The organism is Paraburkholderia dipogonis (assembly GCF_046027395.1).
GTDB lineage: Bacteria > Pseudomonadota > Gammaproteobacteria > Burkholderiales > Burkholderiaceae > Paraburkholderia > Paraburkholderia dipogonis_A.
The window spans coordinates 13716-32316 of record NZ_JAQQEG010000048.1 but is presented as its reverse complement, the minus strand read 5'-3'; the positions used below and the strand labels follow the sequence as shown (position 1 = coordinate 32316).

Below are 18601 nucleotides of genomic sequence, written 5' to 3'. Positions count from 1 at the left end.
GTGCAAAGATCGTCACGCCGCTGGCCAGTAAAGGGTGCTTTGACGCCAGGCGTCGATGGCACGGGCTGGCCAGATCGATTCGGAAGACACAGCAAACGCTGTGCCAGTGCGGCTCGGACGGCAGCGATGGAGGGGTGAGCGTACGCCTCGCAGTAAGCTTCGCAGGCAGGTGCGAAAGAAGGCGCGAGGCGCTGAAACACGTTGAACGGCCTGAACGGACGGCCGCCGCGTGTAAAACGGGCGGCTGCGGTCCGGGATTTACACGTGACGCGTCAGGGGCGCGGTGATGACCGCAAAAGGCGGAGTCTTGTGCGGCAGGGGTGTTGGTGAGGGGCTTTGTGTCGACAGCGTTACGAACCGAGCAAGCCCGCCGCGATGTTCACGCACAAACCCAGTACGGCGACGTTGAAGTAGAACGACAGCACGGATTGCGCGAGCGCGGCGCGGCGAATCGAACGCGAGCGCAGCACCACGTCCGACGTTTGCGAGGCCACGGCGATGGTGAACGAGAAATACAGGAAGTCCCAGTAGTCCGGCTGGAGCGCGTGGTCGGGAAACAGCAGCGGCGTTTCCTTTGCTTCGGCGTCGTAGTAAAGCCGTGCGTAGTGCAGCGTAAAGATGGTCGGGATCAAGAACCACGCGCCGAACATCGTGAGCCCCGTCAGCGCGTAGTGCCAGACAGTGGAAGCGCCGGCTGTCCCCTTGGCCGAGGCCAGTTCCAGCACAATGGCGGCAATGCTTGCAATGGTCGCCACGCAGATCACCATCAGCACCACGCCGGCATTCTCGTCGTCGCGACGGGCGAATTCGCGTACGCGGCCTTCGTCGGCAACGGCCATGTGCACCCAGATCATCGCCAGATAACTCCAGATGGCCGCGTCCCAACCGGCCAGCACGCGGACCATCGGGCGTGTGTGCGCGGGCACGGCCAGCGCGGCGATGATGCCGAGCGCAAGGCCGACCAGCATGCGCGGTCGATTGCGAAGAACCTGTGGATAGTATTTTGTGAGCATGGAATATAGGGTGTAGGGCTCTCGGTGTCGCGGATTTTACCTGCGCCTGGACCACCGTTTGTCGAATGGGCGGGTCACAGGCTATAGTCTTTCGCAACGCCCTTGCGCGCCGCTTTCAGTTGAAAGGCGATTGGCAGGCGGCACGTTTATTTTGCCGCGCATGCGGTTTCATACGGATGTCATCAGCACCACGTAGCTCAGCTCGCAATAGGTGCGTGTGGGCTCACAAAAGACCGCTGAAGCGGCGCATAGCCCAGGTTTGGGGTCGAGATCGACGCCACGCGCGAATGCATCACGCCAAGGTCGCGAGGCAAGTTGAGAATCACTCACCATCTGGAGTCCCCATGACCGATGTACCCGACAACAATGATGCGCACCACGAAGTGACGCATCAAGCCGAGTTGTCGTCGTCAGCGTCGTTTTCCGCCTCGCGCAGAGCGTGGGTGCTCGGTGCATGTGCCGCGGCCGCGGCGCTCGCGTTTGCTGGGGCCAGCCGCTCGCTTTCATGGATCGCCCCGGCGTTTGCCGATACGCCCGCGGGCGGCGGCCTCGACGCTTTCCTCGCACTCTCGCAGCGTCTCACCGGCCGTCCGGGCTTCGACGCCCCGCTCGGCAAACGCGTCTACGACGCCCTCGCCAAATCCGACAGTCAATTCACGCAGAACGTCGCCGCGCTCAACACATGGCTGCAAGGTCATGGCGGCGTACCGTCCGATACCGTCACGCAGGCTTTGCAAATCGACCAGCCCGCGCTCGCGAAATCCGTGAGCGCGATCATGCGCGCGTGGTATCTCGGCCTCGTCGGTGACGTGCCGCATGTGGATGTGGTCGCGTATGAAAAAGCGTTGATGTTCGAGCCCGTCAAGGACGTGCTCACGATTCCGTCCTATTGCCGGGACGTGCCGTTCTACTGGGCAAAGAAACCGTTGAGCGCGTGAGCGATGTTCGTCTCGCGCGGGCCGCGTGGTTCGATTGAGTCATTCGACGCAGCGCCGGCACGCGAGTACAGCAAACAACGATAAGTGCTCTGCACAAGAGGGCAACAATGGCAAACTCAACTTCTGCCGACATCGTCGTGGTCGGTTCGGGCGTGGCGGGCGGACTGGTCGCGCATCAGATGGCGCTGGCCGGCGCGTCGGTGATTGTGCTCGAAGCCGGGCCGCGCATTCCGCGTTGGCAGATCGTCGAGAACTTTCGCAACTCGCCGGTCAAATCCGACTTCGCGACGCCGTATCCATCGACGCCCTACGCGCCGCATCCCGAGTACGCGCCTGCCAACAATTATCTGATCCAGAAAGGCGACTATCCGTATAGCTCGCAGTACCTGCGGCTGGTGGGCGGCACGACCTGGCATTGGGCGGCGGCCGCATGGCGGTTGTTGCCCTCGGACTTCCAGTTGCACAAGCTGTACGGCGTGGGACGCGACTGGCCTTATCCGTATGAAACGCTGGAGCCGTGGTATTCGGCGGCTGAAGTGCAGCTCGGCGTGTCGGGTCCCGACAGTTCAATCGATCTCGGCTCGCCGCGCTCGAAGCCGTATCCGATGAGTCAGCTTCCACTCTCCTACATGGACCAGCGTTTCAGCGCCGTGCTTAATGCGCAAGGCTTCAAGGTCGTGCCCGAGCCGGTGGCGCGCAACAGCCGTCCGTACGACGCGCGGCCCACCTGCTGCGGCAATAACAACTGCATGCCGATCTGCCCGATCGCCGCGATGTACAACGGCGTCGTGCATGCGGAGAAAGCCGAACAGGCCGGCGCGAAACTGATTCCTGAAGCGGTGGTGTATCGCGTCGAAGCGGACAACAAAGGGCTGATCACCGCCGTCCACTACAAGGACCCGAACGGCAACAGCACGCGCGTGACCGGCAAACTGTTCGTGCTCGCCGCGAACGGCATCGAAACGCCGAAGCTGATGCTGATGTCGACGTCCGATAAATTCCCTCACGGCGTCGGCAACAGCTCGGATCAGGTGGGCCGCAATCTGATGGACCATCCGGGCACGGGCGTCGCGTTCCTCGCCAATGAACCGCTGTGGCCAGGGCGCGGGCCGATGGAGATGACCTCGATCGTCAACTTCCGCGATGGCGCGTTCCGTTCGGACTTCGCCGCGAAAAAACTGCATCTCTCGAACGCGGTGCCCACCATGGCCGTGACCGCCGACCTGCTAAAAAAAGGCCTGACCGGCGCCGAACTCGACCGGCAGATACGCGACCGCGCGGCGCGCACGCTGAATATCAACAGCTTCCACGAGCATCTGGCGGAGCCGCAGAACCGTGTGGTGCCTTCGGCGGATCACAAGGATTCACTCGGCATTCCGCAGCCGGAGATCTACTACTCGATCAACGACTACGTAAAGAAAAGTGCGGCCAATACGCACGAACTATATGCGCAGATCGCCGCGCTGTTCGGCGGCGCCGAGGTCGCCTTCGACGATACCTTCGCGCCGAACAATCACATCATGGGCACCACGATCATGGGCAGCGATCCGGCGGATTCGGTCGTCGATGCGGACTGCCGCACACATGACCATTCCAATCTGTTCATCGCCAGCAGCGGCGTGATGCCGACCGCGGCATCGGTGAATTGCACGCTGACGATCGCGGCCTTGTCGCTGAAGCTGGCCGACAAGCTCAAGCGTGAAATCTGAGCGTGAACGGAGAGCCACAATGACGAAGAACACCTCTCACGTGCAGCCGCTCGATACGCTGATCCAGAAAGCCCGCCGCCGCCACCTCAGGGTCGCGACGCTGGCCGCGATTTTCTCGCTGTTCGCGCTGTATGTTGCCTGGTATGAGGCGCACGGCCCCAACACGCAACGTAACGATGAACTGCCGATCACGCTGGCCCGCGCCGACGACGCCGCGCAAGCGATCAACGGCGCGGCCCTGCCGGCGACGGCGGGCGGCAGCGACCTGGTCAAGCGCGGCGAATACCTCGCGCGCGCCGGCGATTGCGTGGCGTGCCACACGGCGGACAAAGCGCGGCCCTTCGCGGGCGGGCTGCCGATCAACACACCGTTCGGCACCATCGTGACGCCGAACATCACGCCCGATCCGGACACCGGCATCGGCCAATGGAGCGACGCCGATTTTCTGCGCGCCATGCATGAGGGCATCGGCAAAAGCGACGAGCGCCTGTATCCGGCCTTCCCTTATGCGGAGTACACCAAGGTCACCGATCAGGACGTGCTGGCGATTCGCGCGTATCTGAACACGCTCACGCCGATCCACTACACGCCGCCGGGCAACAGCCTGAAATTCCCGTTCAATCAGCGCTGGCTGATGGTGTTCTGGAACCTGTTCAATTTCACCGAGGGCCGCTTCGTGCCCGATCCCAAGCAAAGCGCCGAGTGGAATCGCGGCGCGTATCTGGTGCAAGGGCTCGCGCATTGCGAGGAATGTCATACGCCGCGCAATTTCACGCAGGGCCTGAAGTCGAGTTCGCGTTTCTCCGGCGCGGTGCAGGCCGGCTGGCACGCGTACAACATCACATCCGACAAGAACAGCGGCGTGGGCAGTTGGAGCGACGACGAACTGGTGTCGTATCTGTCGACCGGCGCGGCGCCCGGCCGGGCCAATGCGGCCGGTCCGATGGCCGACGTGGTGACCGACAGTACGCAATATCTGACGCGTGAGGATCTCGGCTCGATCGTCGCGTATCTGCGCGCGGTGCCGCCGGTCAGCGGCGGCGAATCGCGCCCGCGCGACCAGTGGGGCAATCCCGCCGACGACGTCACGGCGCTGCGCGGCACCGCCATCCATGCCGTGAACGGTGCGCAACTGTTCGTCGCCAATTGTGCGAGCTGCCATAGCTGGACGGGCCAAGGCGTGGGCGCGAGCGCGCCGGGGGCGTATCCGTCGCTGATTCACAACTCCGTGGTGGGTGCGAGCGACGCCAACAATCTGGCGATGGTGATCCTGCACGGCGTCACCCGTACGACGAAACAGGCTGAGGTGTTGATGCCCGCATTTGCCAACCAGCTCACCGACGACCAGGTGGCCGCCATCACCAACTATGTGACCAAACAGTTCGGCAATCCCCAATCGAGCGTGACGGCCGATCAGATCGGCAAATTGCGAACTCAGCAATAGTGACCACGCAGACGGTGTATTTCCGGTAAGGCCTGCCGGAAACAGGCCGCTTTTGCGTTGATTTGCGTCATTCTCGCCCTCCACGGCGCCAAGAAACGATGGGCAGCGCGCATACGCATTGCGGATGCCGCATTATCATGGACCCATGGCTACCGTACTCGTCAATTCCGTCCAGCATCACCCGGCCAACCGGAGCGGCCGCGACTTCGTGGTCGGGGATTTGCATGGCTGCGTCGATGCACTGCGCTATCTGCTGCGCGTGATCACGTTCGACCCGGCGCGGGACCGGCTCTTTTCGGTCGGCGATCTGGTGGATCGCGGCGAGAATTCCGAGCTGGCTCTGGCGCTGCTCGACAAGCCGTGGTTTTTCGCCGTGCTCGGCAATCACGAAGACACGCTGTGCGCGGTCGCCGACGGCCGCTTGCGGCGTCAATGGTGGTACGGAATCGGCGGCATCTGGGCGGCGCAATTATCCGACGAACGCTTGCAGGACTACGCGGAACTCTTGCGCGGGTTGCCGCTTGCGCGCGTGGTCGGCAGCGGCAAGGAGCGCTTCAATATTCTGCATGCCGAATTCTTTGGCTCGGATGCGGAGCTCGACGCGGGGAATTTTTCCGACGACACCCGCCAGCGATTGCTGTGGGGCCGCGACCTGGCGTTGGGCAATGGCGATCCACAGCGGCAGCGCGGTCTCTCACTGACCTATTGCGGCCACACGCCGATGCGCGACATCAAGCAGGTCGGCTCACAGGTGTTCATCGACACCGGCGCGTTCGGGTCGGGCGGCAAGCTCACGATCGTGGAGCCGCTTGCCTTGCGGCGCTGGTCCGTCTCAACCGAAGAGGCCCGCGCGGAAGGCGCGGCGGCGCTGGCGCTGCCGTGACGGCGGCGCGCGCAGGCTACGCGCAGTCCACATTTAGGCCGCGTGATCAGCCGACCTGGCTGAGTTCGAACACCATATCCACGCTCGCGCCGTTCCAGTTGTATTCCAGATACGCCGCGTGATGGCAGCCGCGCAGCAGCGTCGTTTTGAACGCGGCGAGGCATTCGCCGCCGTCATCCCGCACCGACGGATACACGATACCCGGCGCATCCGCCTCGCGGACGGCCCGGCCGAGCGACTGTCCGGCCAGATAGTCATCCGGCGACAGCACCGCGAGATCCACCGACGTGTCGCCGCGAATGTCCACGACGCTGCCTTGCGCGACGACGGTGTATAGACGCATCTGCTGGCGCATGGGCGGCTCGGCCGTCGCTTCCAGAAATTTCCCTGTGTGATAACGCGTTTCGGCGATCGCGGTGGCGCGTGAGCGCGCGCAATAGAACACGCCGTATGTGCCGTCCGAGAAGCGGCTGCCGAGCGGATTCAGATGCGTCAACGCGGCCATGATCGGCCCGTAGCCCGGTCCGAAGCGGCGCTCTTCGCGCGGCACCAGATCGAGTTCGCCGACTTCGGTGCGCAGACGGTCGTTGGTCATCGCTTCGAGCGCGTACAGGGCGTCGAAATCTTCCGGCGAGGCGACCCGGTCGAACAGACTGACGGCCGGAAAGCGCGTCGGAATCACGCGATACGCGGGCGACCAATCGAGCGGCGCCGTGCGCCAGCGGTCCTGCCAATGCGGTTGTGTCACGCCCAGCCGCCTCGCATTGCGTCGAGATACTGGCGCACGGCCACGAGATCGCTGATGTTGCCCGCCAGCATGCGGTCCAGCGCGCGGCGTCCGCCGAACGGCGGCGCGCTGTTGGGGCGTTTGATCCAGGCGTCGGCGACGCTGGCTTGCGGCAACAGGATTTGCAGCGCCTTGTAGATGCCGAGCAGCAGCGACAGGCGTTCGAGTGTGTCGCGCCCGAGGCGGGCCGTTTCAGGCGCCTGCTTCCACTTGAAGTAGGTGGAACGGCCCGGTGAGCCGAGCAGCACGATCTGTTCTTCCGCGCTCAGGTCCCAGTCGCGCGCGATGTTGAAGAACGCGCGTAGACCTGCCGCGGACATTTCCGTTAGCGTGGGTTCCGAAACTGGCCGGCGAATCGGCGCTTCGGGTTGAGTGGCACGGGCAGCGTGAGCCATGAGCGGGTAAGTCCTAATTTGTACTTGAAATTGATATTAGTCTAAATGTGGATTTTTGCAAGGGAATATAATCCTGGCTCGTCATAAAGCCGAAGATCAGGAGAAGCAGGAGATGGGCATTCGAGCAGTTGCGGCAGGAGCGGCGCTTGCCGTGTGGTGTGTGTCGGGCGCGGCTATGGCCGCGGGTTACGCCGAAGTGTGGAACCCGCCAGAGGCGAGCGGGCATGTCGCGAAGCAGGGCAACAAGGTCAAGTCTGGCGCCGGTTCGAAGACAGCGTCGAAGGCTGCTTCGAAGGGCGCCGCGCCGCGCGTTGCAGTGGCGACAGGACATGGCAACAAGCCGGTGGCGGATGTCAGCGTGAACAAGGTGGCTGCCAAGGGCGCCACGAAAAGCGGGATCAACGCAACGCATGCAGGCAAAACCAAATCGAAAGCGGCCGTGATGGCGCAGAGTAAAAAGCCGCACGCGCAGCTCGTCCAGACGAAAGCGGGGCAAGGCAAGGTCGTGCGCGCGAATCTGGTCGTCCCGGCTCCTCAGGTTCACCCGCAAACGGCTAAGGTCGTGGCGAAAACCGGCGCGGAGAAACCGGCCGCACCCCATGCGAATGGGCCGGCTCCATCCGCAAACGTTAGCGCCACTCCGGCGAACCCGACGAGCAATCCCGCCACCGCCAGCAGCGGTTCGCTGCCGCCGATCCTGCACTGATCTCGAACTCAGGCCGCGCGTTATATTGCAGCAGACGCTGACCCATCTGCGTCGCACGGCACGGCCGCGCGCGCACGATCAGCGGATTGCCGAGCCGCGTTTCGAGCGCCCGCACACGCTGCGATACCGCCGACGACGTGAGGTTCAGCCGCACAACGGCTTGCTTGAAGCTGCCGGTTTCGATGACTGCGCGGACGGCGGCGGTTTGTCGGGGGTCGAGGTCCACTGATCTATTTGGAAAGGTTAATTTTCTAGCTTAAGCGAAAGGCGGCGAATTTTATCCGCAGGGGAAGGCGGTGAGTCGTTTTGTCATTGCATCGCCAACCCATTCGTCACCAACCGCAACGTCTCCGCCGACCGCTCGTCTCTCACCCTTGAATGCAGCGTGACGCGCGATTCTGGCAGCGCCGGCAAACCCAGCCGCGGGCCGACGTCGATCAGCCCGCGCGGCGCCACGCGGCGCGCCAGCGGCGACACCGCCAGTCCCGCCGCCACGGCCGCGCCGACGGCCGCCACGCCACCACCGACGAATACTTCCTGCCAACCGACGCCCGCCTGCGCGAGCGTTCGCAGCGCCACGTCGCGCACGTTGCAAGGTGGGCTCAACAGCGCCAGCGCCAATGGCTCGCCAACTCGTGGCAACCACGCTGGCGTGGCGAGCCAGCCGAGCGGTTCGCTAAAGAGCACTTGCGCGTCGTCGCGTGGCGGTTCGTCGGCGCCATAGCGGACGATCACCGCGTCGAGGCGACGTTCGTCGAATTGCGCGAGCAGCGCGGCGGACATGCCCAGATGCAATTCGATCACCAGCCCCGGATCGTGCGCATTGAGTCTGCCGAGCAGGAGCGGCAGGTCCGGTCCCGCGACATGCTCGCTGAGCCCCAACGCAAGCCGCCGTCGCTCGACCGACAGCGACCCCAGCGCACGTTCATGTGCGTTCAGCAGGTCGCGCGCGGCGCTGAGGAACGCGTTGCCGTCCGCGGACAGGCGCACCACACGCGGCGTACGCTCCAGCAATTGCTTGCCTAGATGCGCCTCCAGCCGCTTGAGCTTGAGGCTGACCGCGGATTGCGTCGTGTCGAGCGCATCCGCGGCACGCGTGAAGCTATGCAGGTCGGCAACCAGAACGAACGCCCGGACGGCATCGAGATCGAGAACTTTCATTTCGGATGGATATAGATGAAATCATCAATGATGTCTGTTAATTATGACTGAGCGCGCCTAAGCTGTGTTTACCCAATCAACGCACCAAGGAGTTTTCATCATGCCGCTCACACGAATCGCATTGCGTGCAGGCAAGCCCGTCGAATACCGCAAGGCTGTGACGGAGAGTATCCAGCGCTCGCTGGTGGACACCTTCAACGTGCCGAAGGACGACATCTTCATGCTGATCACCGAGCATGAAGCCGGCAATTTTGTGTACGACAACCAGTATCTGAACGTGCAGCGAAGCGACGATCTCGTGATCATTCAGATCACGCTGAACAACACCCGCACGCTCGAGATGAAAAAGGCGCTGTACAAGCGTATGGCGGACGAACTGGCGGAATCGCCAGGGCTGCGACGAGAGGATGTATTCATCAATCTCGTCGAGGTGCTGAAGGAGAACTGGTCGTTCGGCAACGGGATCGCGCAGTACGCGTTGTGATGGCTGTGGCCGTCTTATGACATGAACGCGGGCGGCCAGGCCGCCCGTCGCTCGTTAGAAAAGCGGCAACGTCACGCGATCGTATCGATCACGCCGCCGTCGACGCGCAGCGCCGCGCCGGTCGTCGCCGACGCCTGCGGCGAGCAGACATAGACGACCATGTTCGCCACTTCCTCGGTGGTGGCCGCGCGCTGGATGATCGAACTGCTGCGGTGCTCGCGGACGAACTCCGTGGCGACCTGCTCGACGGTTTTGCCTTGCTCTTTGGCCGTGTCTTCGACCATCGAACGGAAGCCGTCGGACAAGGTCGGTCCGGGCAGCACGGCATTCACCGTCACGCCGCTGCCGGCCGCCTGTTTGGCGATGCCGCGCGCAATGCTCAGTTGCGCAGTCTTCGAAAAACCATAAGCGAGCATATCCGGCGGAATATTCAGTGCCGACTCGGACGAGATGAACACCACGCGGCCCCATTTGCGCTCCATCATCCCTTTGAGGTAGTGGCGCGTGAGCCGCACGCCTGACATCACGTTGATCTGGAAGTAGCGCTCCCAGTCGTCGTCGTCGGTGGTGAAGATGTCGCCGGGTCCGAAGACGCCGAGGTTGTTCACCAGGATATCCGCCTGCGGCACGGCTTTCGTCAATGCGTCGCAACCTTCCAGCGTGCCGAGGTCGCCCGCGAAGCCCTGCAATTTCGCTTGCGGTGCAGACTTGCGGATCGTGTCGATCGCGCGGTCCACCGCTTCCTGCTTGCGTCCGTTGATGATGGTCTGTGCGCCTGATGCGGCAATGCCGGCGGCGATCGCAAGGCCGATGCCCGCCGTGGATGCACTGACGATGGCGGTCTTGCCCGAAAGATCGATGTTCACTGTGTTGCTCCTTATCGAAGTTGCAACGCGCCAGCCAAAGCCGGCCGCGCCGAAAAATGCAAAGGGCCCGGTGTTCGAAGCGTCGAACTCAAAGTATCCCATCTATCCGTTTTCGAGGTCCGCTGAGCGAGCGGCCGGTGGCGCAGGCCCGCGTCGCTATAATGATTCGTCGTCCTTTCCTCGGTCATCGACCGCTTCTCGCCATGACATCCGACCACACCGATCCAGCCCGCGAAACTCTCGAACTCGGCGGCTCCGTCTGGTTTCAGGCGGGCGCGCAGACGCTCGGCGGCGCGTCGCGGATCGCGCTGCTCGCGGCGATCGGCGAGACCGGCTCGATCACCAGCGCGGCCAAAGCCGTCGGCATGAGCTACAAAGGCGCGTGGGATGCGGTCGACACCATGAACAATCTCGCCGGCGAGCCGCTCGTGGTGCGCCTGACCGGCGGCAAAGGCGGTGGCGGCACCACGCTGACGCCGCGCGCCGTCAAACTGATCGAGACGTTTCGCGCCGTGGAACGCGAGCATCGGCGCTTTCTCGAACGCGCGGGCGCGGCGACCGAAGGATTCGCGACGGACTGGGATCTGATTGGCCGCATCGGCGTGAAGACGAGTGCGCGCAATCAGCTTTACGGCACGGTGTCGGCGATCACGCGCGGCACCGTCAACGACGAAGTCACGCTGGCGCTGCCCGGCGGCCACGCGATCGTCTCGGTCATCACGCATGAAAGCACCGAGACGTTAGGCCTTGTCGAAGGCACGGCGGCGTTTGCGTTGATCAAGGCGTCGTGGGTCGTGCTGCTCGTCGATAACGCCAGCGGCGCGCCGCTCAAACTCTCGGCACGCAATCAGTTGCGCGGCACGGTGCAGAGCGTGAAGCGCGGCGCGATCAACGCCGAGGTGTCGCTGGTGCTGGATGGCGGCGCGGTGATCACCGCGGTCGTCACCAATGAAAGCGTCGACACGCTCGGCCTCGTGGAAGGCGGGAGCGCCGTCGCGGCGTTCAAGGCGTCGAGTGTGATACTCGGTGTGAAGGACTGAGCCCCCGTTGAAACGCTCCCGCTCGAATCAGGGCTCGGTGTGCGCGTAGCCGGCGAATGGATGATCCTCGCGCACGCAGCCGTCGCTGACCTGCACGACCTGATCGCCGAAGGCGGCGACATCGTCGGGATCGTGTGTGATCAACACCATCGGAATATCGAGCCGCGTTTGCAGTTCTGACAGCTCGCGGCGCATGCGTTGACGCAAGGCGCTGTCGAGTGCCGAAAACGGTTCGTCCAGCAACAGCACCTGAGGTTGCGCGACGAGCGCGCGCGCCAGCGCTACGCGTTGCTTCTGTCCACCGGAAAGCTGCGCCGGATGATTGCCCGCCACGCTCTTCAATTCCAGCGCTTCGAGCCAGTAATCGATCTGCGGATGCGTGATCCGCTTGCGCGGATTGAGCCAGCCCTGCTGCAAGCCGAAGCCGATGTTCTGCCGCACGTTCAGATGCGGAAATAGCGCGTAGTCCTGAAATAGAAAGGCGAGCTTGCGCGCTTGCGGTTTCAGATCGACGCCGCGCGCGCTGTCAAACAGGGCGTTGCCATGCAGCACGATCGTGCCTTCGTCGGGACGCAGCAGGCCGGCGATAGCCTGCAACGTCAGACTCTTGCCCGCGCCGGACGGCCCGAACAGCACGACGCGCTGCGAGGTCGCCTTGAAGGCGACGTCGAGCGTAAAGCGGCGTTCGGCGCTCTGGAAGGTCTTGCGGATGTCGACGGCGAGCAGCATATCAACCCGACTTCAACAATGTGTGCTGCGGCACAAGACGTCCCGCGAGCAACAGGATCACGACGCACGTCACCGAGGTCACGAGCACGAGGAAATTCGCGGTGCTGTCGTCGCCGGCCTGCACGGCTGAATAGACCGCCACCGAAAGCGTCTGCGTGCGTCCCGGCAGATTGCCCGCGATCATCAGCGTGGCGCCGAATTCGCCGAGCGCCCGCGCGAACGCCAGCAGGCCGCCGGCGAGAATGCCGCGCGCAGCGAGCGGCAGCGTCACGCGAAAGAACACGGCCGTCTCGCTGACGCCGAGCGTGCGCGCGGCCCGCTCGAGTTGCGGATCGACGGCCTCGAAGGCGGCGCGCGCCGATTTCAGCACGAGCGGAAAGGCCACCACCGTCGACGCGATCACCGCACCCTGCCAGGTGAACACCAACTGGATATCGAAGCGGTCGAGCCAGCCGCCGATCACGCCGCGCCGTCCGAGCAGGACGAGCAGGTAATAGCCGAGCACGGTGGGCGGCAGGACCAGCGGCAGCATCAGCATCGAATCGATCAGGTCGCGCGCGCCCGAGCGCCAGCGCGACAAACCGAAGCCCGCCGCGACGCCGAAGACCAGATTGAGCGCGGTGGCCCAACCCGCCACTTTCAGCGACAGCAGCAGCGGAATCCAGGCCTGTTGCATGAGCGTGCGTCGTCCCGGTGAAGTTAGTGCGCGGGCTTGAAGCCGTACTTGGCGAGCACGGCCTGGCCGGCCGGCGACAGCACGAAGTCCATGAACGCCTGCGCGTCCGCTGCGTGGCGGCTGCCTTCCACTTGCGCGATCGGATAGGTGATCGGCGTTTGCGTCGGCACGTTCAGCGCGACCTTGACCTTGTCAGGCATGACGGCGGCGTCGGTGCTGAACACGAAGCCGGCGTCGACTTCGCCACGCGACACGTAGTCGAGACTCTGACGCACGTTCGACGCCAGTACGGCCTTCGCGCTCACGGCGTCCCACACGCCCGCGGCCTGCAGCGCGCCCTGGGTGTATCGGCCGACCGGCACGGAAGCCGGATCGCCGTACGCGACGCGCTTCACGCTCGCCGATGTCAGATCGTTCAGACCGGTCGGCGCGAAATGGCTGTCGGTCGGCACGATCAGCACCAGCGAATTGGCGGCGAAGTCCTTACGCGTGGCCGGCACGATCACTTTTTCGGCGGCAGCCTTGTCCATGGCTTTCTGATCCGCGGACGCGAACACGTCGGCGGGCGCGCCCTTGACGATCTGCTGCATCAGCACGTCGGAGGCGCCGAAGTTCAGCAACACCTTGGTGCCCGGATGCTGCTGCTCGAACACTTCGCTGACCGCCTTGAACGCGTTGGTCAGGCTGGCGGCGGCGGAGACCACCAGTTCGTCGGCGCGCGCATTGGCGCTGATGGCGACGGCGACGGCGCTGGCGACGAACAGCGCTTGCTTCAGAAGGCGGCGGGAGAGTGTCATGAAGGCTTGGAGGTCCGGCGTGAACCGGGTCGGCGGGTTAAAACGCTATCGTAATATATGAAAGGTTATAACGGTGGCCCATGACAATTATTCAGCCGTGCGCATGACGCGCCTCATCGAACAACGGGAGAGGGTTCAGGCGTCGAACGAATGCGGCGGCGCCAGCGTGTTGAGCGTTTGCGACAGCGGCGCCGTGGCCGGACGGACGTCGCGTACCGCCTTCCACTTCGCGCGAATGAACGGCCGGTCATGACCGGACACTTTCAGCGCGATATGCGTGACCCAGCGCTGCGTCGGCACGTGCACGCCGTGCACCAGCACCGCGAGGACCATCATGCTGACGGCGACGGGCAGGACCGACAGCCGGCCCGGCTCCGCATGCCACGCGAGGCGGACGAACACCAGCGCCGCCAGCGCGCCGGTCAGACAGCCGGTGATGGCCTCAGACGGCGAGTGAGCGCTCAGCACGACGCGCGACAACCCCACCGCGATCCCCGCGGCAAGGCCGAGCAGCACGCCGGCCAGACGGATGCCCGGACGCGCCGGCAACAGTATGAGGAACAGCACGACCGGATACACCGCGGTGGACAGCATGGCATGGCCGCTGACGCCGGTGAAGTCCAGCTCTCGCACGCCGACACCCCAGCCGAGGAACGCCAGCTTCGTCACCGTCACAATGCCGATGGCCGCGCCGAGCAGCAGCAGCCAGCCCGCCGCCATGCGCCACGTGTAGCCGACCGCCAGCCACAACGCAATGGCGAACGCGAGCGGCAGCGTCATGCCAGCACCGCCGAGGCTGGTGATCGAATACCAAAGGTGGGCAGGTAAATCGGGCATGGCAAAAGCGCGACCAAGGCCGCGTAGAATCGGGTTGGTGGTGGGTAATGCACGAGCGGCACGAGCGGCACAAATTGCCGACTCGGCCGGCGCGGCATGGTCCCGCACGGCAAGGAATCAACCGCCAGTATAGACGGGTGCTGCAGGGCGGTCGCGCCGCGTGCGTAGCTTTTTGCCGCTTAACGTTAGTTGGCGAACAAGCGATAAAGATTCGGCCGACAAATGGCAACCAAACGGTGGACGAGCCTTGCAGGGCTTTGACGCCAGCCTCATGACAAGGTTCGCCGTGCGGAAATTTCGGCCTCGGATAGCAACCCAGGCTTCCAGCATCGCATGAGGATTGGTGTTATTGTGCATTGCACAACAAAGCGCCGTTCTACCGGACGGACCCTGTCCCTTTTTGCGAGGTTATCCGCCAATGGCAAAAAGTCTATCGAAAATCTGGCTGCGCGGTCTCAAGCGGCTGCTCGCGATCCAAACCGAGCACGCTCGCAAAACCACCAAGCGCACCACGACGCGACCGGCCCGGCCCGCCACTGGTAAGCCGTCCACCAAAGTTCGCCCGCTCAAGCTCGAAGCGGCGGTGCGTGCGCCCGCCAAGCGCGAAGTGCCGCGCGCCGCCGCCCGCGAGTCGCGTGTGCGTCCGCGCGCGTCGGCATGGGCGAGCGGCTCGTGGACGCGCTCGTTCCACTCGGCGCCTGCCGCGCCCGGCCGGCTCGTCAATCACCTTCAGTACGGCTTGTATGTCCCGACGGGCCACGCGCTCGAGGCCATGCCGCTGGTGGTGATGCTGCACGGCTGCACGCAGTCGATCGATGAATTTGCCGAAGGCACGCGGATGAACGTGCTCGCCGACCGCTTCGGCTTCGCCGTGGTGTATCCGGAACAGTCGAAGCACGTGCATTCGCACCGCTGCTGGCATTGGTACGACGCCGGCGAAAGCGCCGGCGGCGCCGAAGCGCGCGCGGTGGTGTCGCTGGTGGACGCGTTGGTCGCGCAGCATGGTTTCGACAGCGAGCGCGTGTATGTCGCCGGCATCTCCGCTGGCGCCGGCCTGACGGCGCTTCTGGCCGTCAAGTATCCGGAGCATTTCGCAGCGGTCGCGCTGCACTCGGGCCCCGCTTTCGGCGAGGCGCGCTCCGGCGTCGCGGCGATGGACGTGATGCGGCGCGGTGCGCGCCGCGAACCGGCCGAGTTGGTCGACGAAACCGCCGACGTGGCGCGTTACCCCGGCATGCCGGCCCTCATCATCCACGGCGATGCCGACCATGTGGTCTCGCCGATCAATGCCGACCAACTGGCCGTGCAGTTTCTCCGCCTGAACCGCATCGTCGACCAGAACGGCGCGCGCAAATCCGGCGAAGTCCGCGAGGACCGCAAGGGCGGCATGGTCATGCGCGACTACCTGCGCGGCGGGCGGCGCGTGGTGCGGCTGTGCCGCGTGCAAGGCCTCGCCCATGCCTGGAGCGGCGGCGACGACGCCGTGCCGTTTCATTCCGCCAAAGGTCCCGACGCAAGCGCCATGGTGTGGGAATTTTTCAAGCACCAGCGCCGCACGGGCACAGGCCGTATCGCGGAAGCTGATGCCGCAGCGGCCTCCGCGGGCGGGCGGTGACGGTGGAGCGACACTTCGAAATGAGTGCTGGCGCATTCCTAGGGTTTTCCCTATAATACGGGTTATCCCTTAGGCGTTAACGCCTAAACTCATTGCCGAGGTTGACCATGTACCTGCTTAGCCGCCTGTTTCTGTTTCTGACCAAATCGCCCGATCAACTCGCGAAGGAACGCGCTGACGCTTTCCTCGCTGAAGCAACCGATCTATACGATCTGGAATTCCGTATGCGTAAGCTCGACCGTGAGGCGAACGTTCGCCAACCGTCGTGGATGAGCCAGCACTAAGCTGCGCAAGTTAAAGCATCGGCGCTTATTGCAACGCCGGTGTTCGGGGTGAGGCGCCCAAGCTGTCGCAAATCGCCGCAAGCGCTCAGACAGCCGGATTCAATTGCCACAACGCGTGATTCAACACCGCGGCGAACGCCACCCAAGCGACATAGGGCATCAATAGTCCGCCTGCCCAGCGGTCCCGTCGCCAGAATGCGCTTGTCAGCGCGACGATCATTATCAGCAGTATCAAAATATCGGCCAGCGCCACGCCCGGCCGATGCAGGCCAAAAAAGAGCCACATCCAGGCTGCGTTGAATAGCAACTGCACCAGCCATAAAACGATCGCTGCGCTCAGGCCGTCGCGTTTCCACACGCGCCAGGCGGCAATCGCCATCAGCACATACAGCAGCGACCACGCCGGCGGGAACACCCAGTCCGGCGGATTGAACGCGGGCTTCTGCAGCGCCACGTACCAGGCGTCAGGCAGAAACCGGCTCGCGACGAACGCGGCTGCGAACGCCAGAACAAGAAACACCAGCAACGACGGCAATCGGCGCATCCCCGAGTCCCTTAGATATCCAGAATCAAAGCAAAACGGCGTAAGCGTGTGCTCACTTGCCGAAACGGGCTAGCGTGCGCGTCCGCGCTTCGGCATGGTCGACGATCGGCGCCGGATAGTCCTTGCCCAATACCACGCCGAATTCCGCGAGCCGGTCCGCTCCCGCCAGCCACGGCGCATGAATCCACTTCGGCGGCAGCTTCGCGAGTTGGGGCAAATAGCGTCTGATAAAGCGTCCTTCGGCGTCGAATTTTTCGGACTGTGTGATCGGATTGAAGATCCGGAAATAAGGCTGCGCATCGCATCCCGTCGACGCCGCCCACTGCCAGCCGCCGTTATTCGCCGAGAAATCAAAGTCGTTCAACTGATCGGCGAAGTACCGCTCGCCGAGCCGCCAGTCCACGCCCAGATCCTTCACCAGAAAACTCGCCGTCACCATCCGCAAGCGATTGTGCATGTAGCCGGTGCGGTTCAATTGCAGCATCGCGGCGTCGACGAGCGGGTAGCCGGTGCGGCCGTCGCACCACGCGGCGAATGCCTCGTCCGCTTGCGAGCCCTGTTCCCAGCGCAGCCGGTCGTACTCTTCCTTGAACGACGCGCCGCTCGCCAGCCGCGGATGATGCGCCAGGATCATGAAGTAGAAGTCTCGCCAGATCAGCTCTGACAGCCACGTCGCGGAGCCTTCACCGTCGGGTTGCAGTGACATTTCGTGGGCGAGGCGCGCGAGCGTGCGGATCGAGACCGTGCCGAAGCGCAGATGCATCGACAGATAGCTCGGGCCCTTGGCAGCGGGAAAGTCACGCCGGTCCTTGTAGCTGTCGATGCGCGTCGCGAAGTCGTCGAGCAGACGCTGCGCGCCGCTCATGCCGGTGGGAAGATCCAGTTCCGCAAGATTGCTCGGCGCAAAGCCGAGTTGGGCGGGCGCCGGCAACCGGCGGTCCAGCTTCGACGGCAGCGCGGCCAGATGCTTCGTGTAGGTTTCCACGGGATACGGCTTCAGATCGAAAGCCGTCAGTTGCCTGAGCCATGCGTTCTTGTACGGCGTGAACACCGTGAACGGTTTGCTCTGGCCGGTGAGCACTTCGTCGCGCTCGAAAATCACCTGGTCCTTGAACGTCAGCCACTGGCGTCCAGCTTCAGCGAGCCGCTCGCGGACCGTCTCGTCGCGCTCGATGGCGACAGGTTCGTAGTCGTGATTCGCGAAAACCGCGTCGACGCCGAGTTCATCGGCAAGCTTCGGCATCAGGTCGGCGGGCTCGCCGTAAAGCACGATCAGGCCGCCGCCGTTCGCGCGCAACGCTTCGTCCAGTTCGCCCAGCGCCGCAAGAATCAACTCGATGCGGCGATCCTGCGGCTGCGTGTCCGGATGACGAGCCTGCCATGCGTCGACCAGCGGCTGCAGGATCGTCGTGTCGAACACGAATGCGCACCACACGCGCTCGCAATGCTTGAGCGCGTAGTAGAGCGCGGCGTTGTCCGTGCTGCGCAGGTCGCGGCGAAACCAGACCAGACCGGTGTCGAAGGAGTCGTTCAGTTGTCGGACGCGTGTCATCAGGAACGTGGAGAGTAGAACTAAAGTGGATGGCAGCTCGATCGCCGGCCGCGAGCGCTGCAAGCGGCGGCATGGACCTGCGTCGCACATCGCATGCCGCGTCCGCAAACAGCACAGCGCCCGCCCCTATTTTGCAGGGTG

General features: G+C 64.0%; 20 protein-coding genes and 1 pseudogene. 9 read left to right on the top strand and 12 right to left on the bottom strand.

Annotated features, from left to right (window positions below):
• Window positions 1–350 precede the first annotated feature (350 nt).
• Window positions 351–1013: a DUF1345 domain-containing protein gene (locus PQR32_RS35525; RefSeq protein WP_408238559.1), complete on the bottom strand. Its 663-nt coding sequence runs from the start codon at window positions 1011–1013 to the stop codon at window positions 351–353.
• A 344-nt stretch (window positions 1014–1357) separates the two neighbouring features.
• Between PQR32_RS35525 and PQR32_RS35520 the strand changes: the two genes are divergently transcribed.
• From PQR32_RS35520 to PQR32_RS35505, 4 genes are all read left to right on the top strand, one after another.
• Window positions 1358–1951, top strand: a complete 594-nt coding sequence (locus tag PQR32_RS35520; protein ID WP_408238556.1) for a sugar dehydrogenase complex small subunit — start codon at window positions 1358–1360, stop codon at window positions 1949–1951.
• Window positions 1952–2058: 107 nt separating this feature from the next.
• Window positions 2059–3660: a GMC family oxidoreductase gene (locus tag PQR32_RS35515; protein ID WP_408238554.1), complete on the top strand. Its 1602-nt coding sequence runs from the start codon at window positions 2059–2061 to the stop codon at window positions 3658–3660.
• A gap of 19 nt (window positions 3661–3679) precedes the next feature.
• Complete coding sequence (locus PQR32_RS35510) at window positions 3680–5104, top strand: c-type cytochrome (protein WP_408238551.1); 1425 nt, start codon at window positions 3680–3682, stop codon at window positions 5102–5104.
• A 145-nt stretch (window positions 5105–5249) separates the two neighbouring features.
• Entirely contained in the window at window positions 5250–5987 is a 738-nt protein-coding gene (locus PQR32_RS35505) for a metallophosphoesterase (RefSeq protein WP_408238548.1), read from the top strand.
• A gap of 46 nt (window positions 5988–6033) precedes the next feature.
• Here the strand turns inward: PQR32_RS35505 and PQR32_RS35500 are convergent, their stop codons facing one another.
• Together PQR32_RS35500 and PQR32_RS35495 are read right to left on the bottom strand one after the other, a co-directional pair.
• Window positions 6034–6735 (bottom strand): RES family NAD+ phosphorylase, encoded by a 702-nt coding sequence (locus PQR32_RS35500; protein ID WP_408238545.1) that lies wholly within the window; start codon window positions 6733–6735, stop codon window positions 6034–6036.
• The gene (locus PQR32_RS35495; RefSeq protein WP_408238542.1) at window positions 6732–7169 is read right to left on the bottom strand and encodes an MbcA/ParS/Xre antitoxin family protein; all 438 of its coding nucleotides are present in this window, start codon (window positions 7167–7169) and stop codon (window positions 6732–6734) included. The genes PQR32_RS35500 and PQR32_RS35495 overlap by 4 nt, the downstream gene beginning before the upstream one ends.
• A 112-nt stretch (window positions 7170–7281) precedes the next feature.
• On the opposite strand from PQR32_RS35495, the gene PQR32_RS35490 reads away from it, so the two are divergent.
• Entirely contained in the window at window positions 7282–7875 is a 594-nt protein-coding gene (locus PQR32_RS35490) for a hypothetical protein (protein ID WP_408238539.1), read from the top strand.
• 13 nt (window positions 7876–7888) lie between these two features.
• Here the strand turns inward: PQR32_RS35490 and PQR32_RS35485 are convergent.
• Window positions 7889–8101: pseudogene (locus PQR32_RS35485) on the bottom strand (LysR family transcriptional regulator); the annotation flags it as partial.
• Window positions 8102–8184: 83 nt separating this feature from the next.
• Window positions 8185–9036 carry a LysR family transcriptional regulator gene (locus PQR32_RS35480; protein ID WP_408238536.1) on the bottom strand — a complete coding sequence of 284 codons (852 nt, stop codon included), beginning with the start codon at window positions 9034–9036 and terminating at the stop codon, window positions 8185–8187.
• Window positions 9037–9136: 100 nt separating this feature from the next.
• Between PQR32_RS35480 and PQR32_RS35475 the strand changes: the two genes are divergently transcribed.
• Window positions 9137–9520, top strand: a complete 384-nt coding sequence (locus PQR32_RS35475) for a tautomerase family protein (RefSeq protein WP_408238533.1) — start codon at window positions 9137–9139, stop codon at window positions 9518–9520.
• Window positions 9521–9591: 71 nt separating this feature from the next.
• On the opposite strand, the gene PQR32_RS35470 is transcribed toward PQR32_RS35475, so the two are convergent.
• Window positions 9592–10386, bottom strand: a complete 795-nt coding sequence (locus PQR32_RS35470) for an SDR family NAD(P)-dependent oxidoreductase (protein ID WP_408238530.1) — start codon at window positions 10384–10386, stop codon at window positions 9592–9594.
• A 203-nt stretch (window positions 10387–10589) separates the two neighbouring features.
• On the opposite strand from PQR32_RS35470, the gene PQR32_RS35465 reads away from it, so the two are divergent.
• Window positions 10590–11426, top strand: coding sequence for a TOBE domain-containing protein (locus tag PQR32_RS35465; RefSeq protein ID WP_408238527.1), 837 nt, complete (start codon window positions 10590–10592; stop codon window positions 11424–11426).
• Between the two features lie 27 nt (window positions 11427–11453).
• Here PQR32_RS35465 and PQR32_RS35460 read toward each other — a convergent pair whose 3' ends face one another.
• From PQR32_RS35460 to PQR32_RS35445, 4 genes are all read right to left on the bottom strand, one after another.
• Window positions 11454–12155 carry a sulfate/molybdate ABC transporter ATP-binding protein gene (locus tag PQR32_RS35460; protein ID WP_408238524.1) on the bottom strand — a complete coding sequence of 234 codons (702 nt, stop codon included), beginning with the start codon at window positions 12153–12155 and terminating at the stop codon, window positions 11454–11456.
• A gap of 1 nt (window position 12156) precedes the next feature.
• Window positions 12157–12831: a molybdate ABC transporter permease subunit gene (gene modB / locus PQR32_RS35455; protein ID WP_408205317.1), complete on the bottom strand. Its 675-nt coding sequence runs from the start codon at window positions 12829–12831 to the stop codon at window positions 12157–12159.
• A 23-nt stretch (window positions 12832–12854) separates the two neighbouring features.
• A complete protein-coding gene (gene modA, locus PQR32_RS35450) occupies window positions 12855–13628 on the bottom strand; it encodes a molybdate ABC transporter substrate-binding protein (RefSeq protein ID WP_408238520.1) in 774 nt (257 codons plus the stop codon).
• Window positions 13629–13763: 135 nt separating this feature from the next.
• Window positions 13764–14465 (bottom strand): phosphatase PAP2 family protein, encoded by a 702-nt coding sequence (locus tag PQR32_RS35445; RefSeq protein ID WP_408238517.1) that lies wholly within the window; start codon window positions 14463–14465, stop codon window positions 13764–13766.
• Between the two features lie 418 nt (window positions 14466–14883).
• On the opposite strand from PQR32_RS35445, the gene PQR32_RS35440 reads away from it, so the two are divergent.
• Window positions 14884–16080: an extracellular catalytic domain type 1 short-chain-length polyhydroxyalkanoate depolymerase gene (locus tag PQR32_RS35440; RefSeq protein WP_408238514.1), complete on the top strand. Its 1197-nt coding sequence runs from the start codon at window positions 14884–14886 to the stop codon at window positions 16078–16080.
• Window positions 16081–16187: 107 nt separating this feature from the next.
• Complete coding sequence (locus PQR32_RS35435) at window positions 16188–16364, top strand: DUF3563 family protein (protein WP_074766744.1); 177 nt, start codon at window positions 16188–16190, stop codon at window positions 16362–16364.
• 85 nt (window positions 16365–16449) lie between these two features.
• On the opposite strand, the gene PQR32_RS35430 is transcribed toward PQR32_RS35435, so the two are convergent.
• Together PQR32_RS35430 and PQR32_RS35425 are read right to left on the bottom strand one after the other, a co-directional pair.
• A complete protein-coding gene (locus tag PQR32_RS35430) occupies window positions 16450–16908 on the bottom strand; it encodes a TspO/MBR family protein (protein ID WP_408238511.1) in 459 nt (152 codons plus the stop codon).
• A 52-nt stretch (window positions 16909–16960) separates the two neighbouring features.
• Window positions 16961–18460 carry a cryptochrome/photolyase family protein gene (locus PQR32_RS35425; protein ID WP_408238508.1) on the bottom strand — a complete coding sequence of 500 codons (1500 nt, stop codon included), beginning with the start codon at window positions 18458–18460 and terminating at the stop codon, window positions 16961–16963.
• Between the last annotated feature and the right edge of the window lie 141 nt (window positions 18461–18601).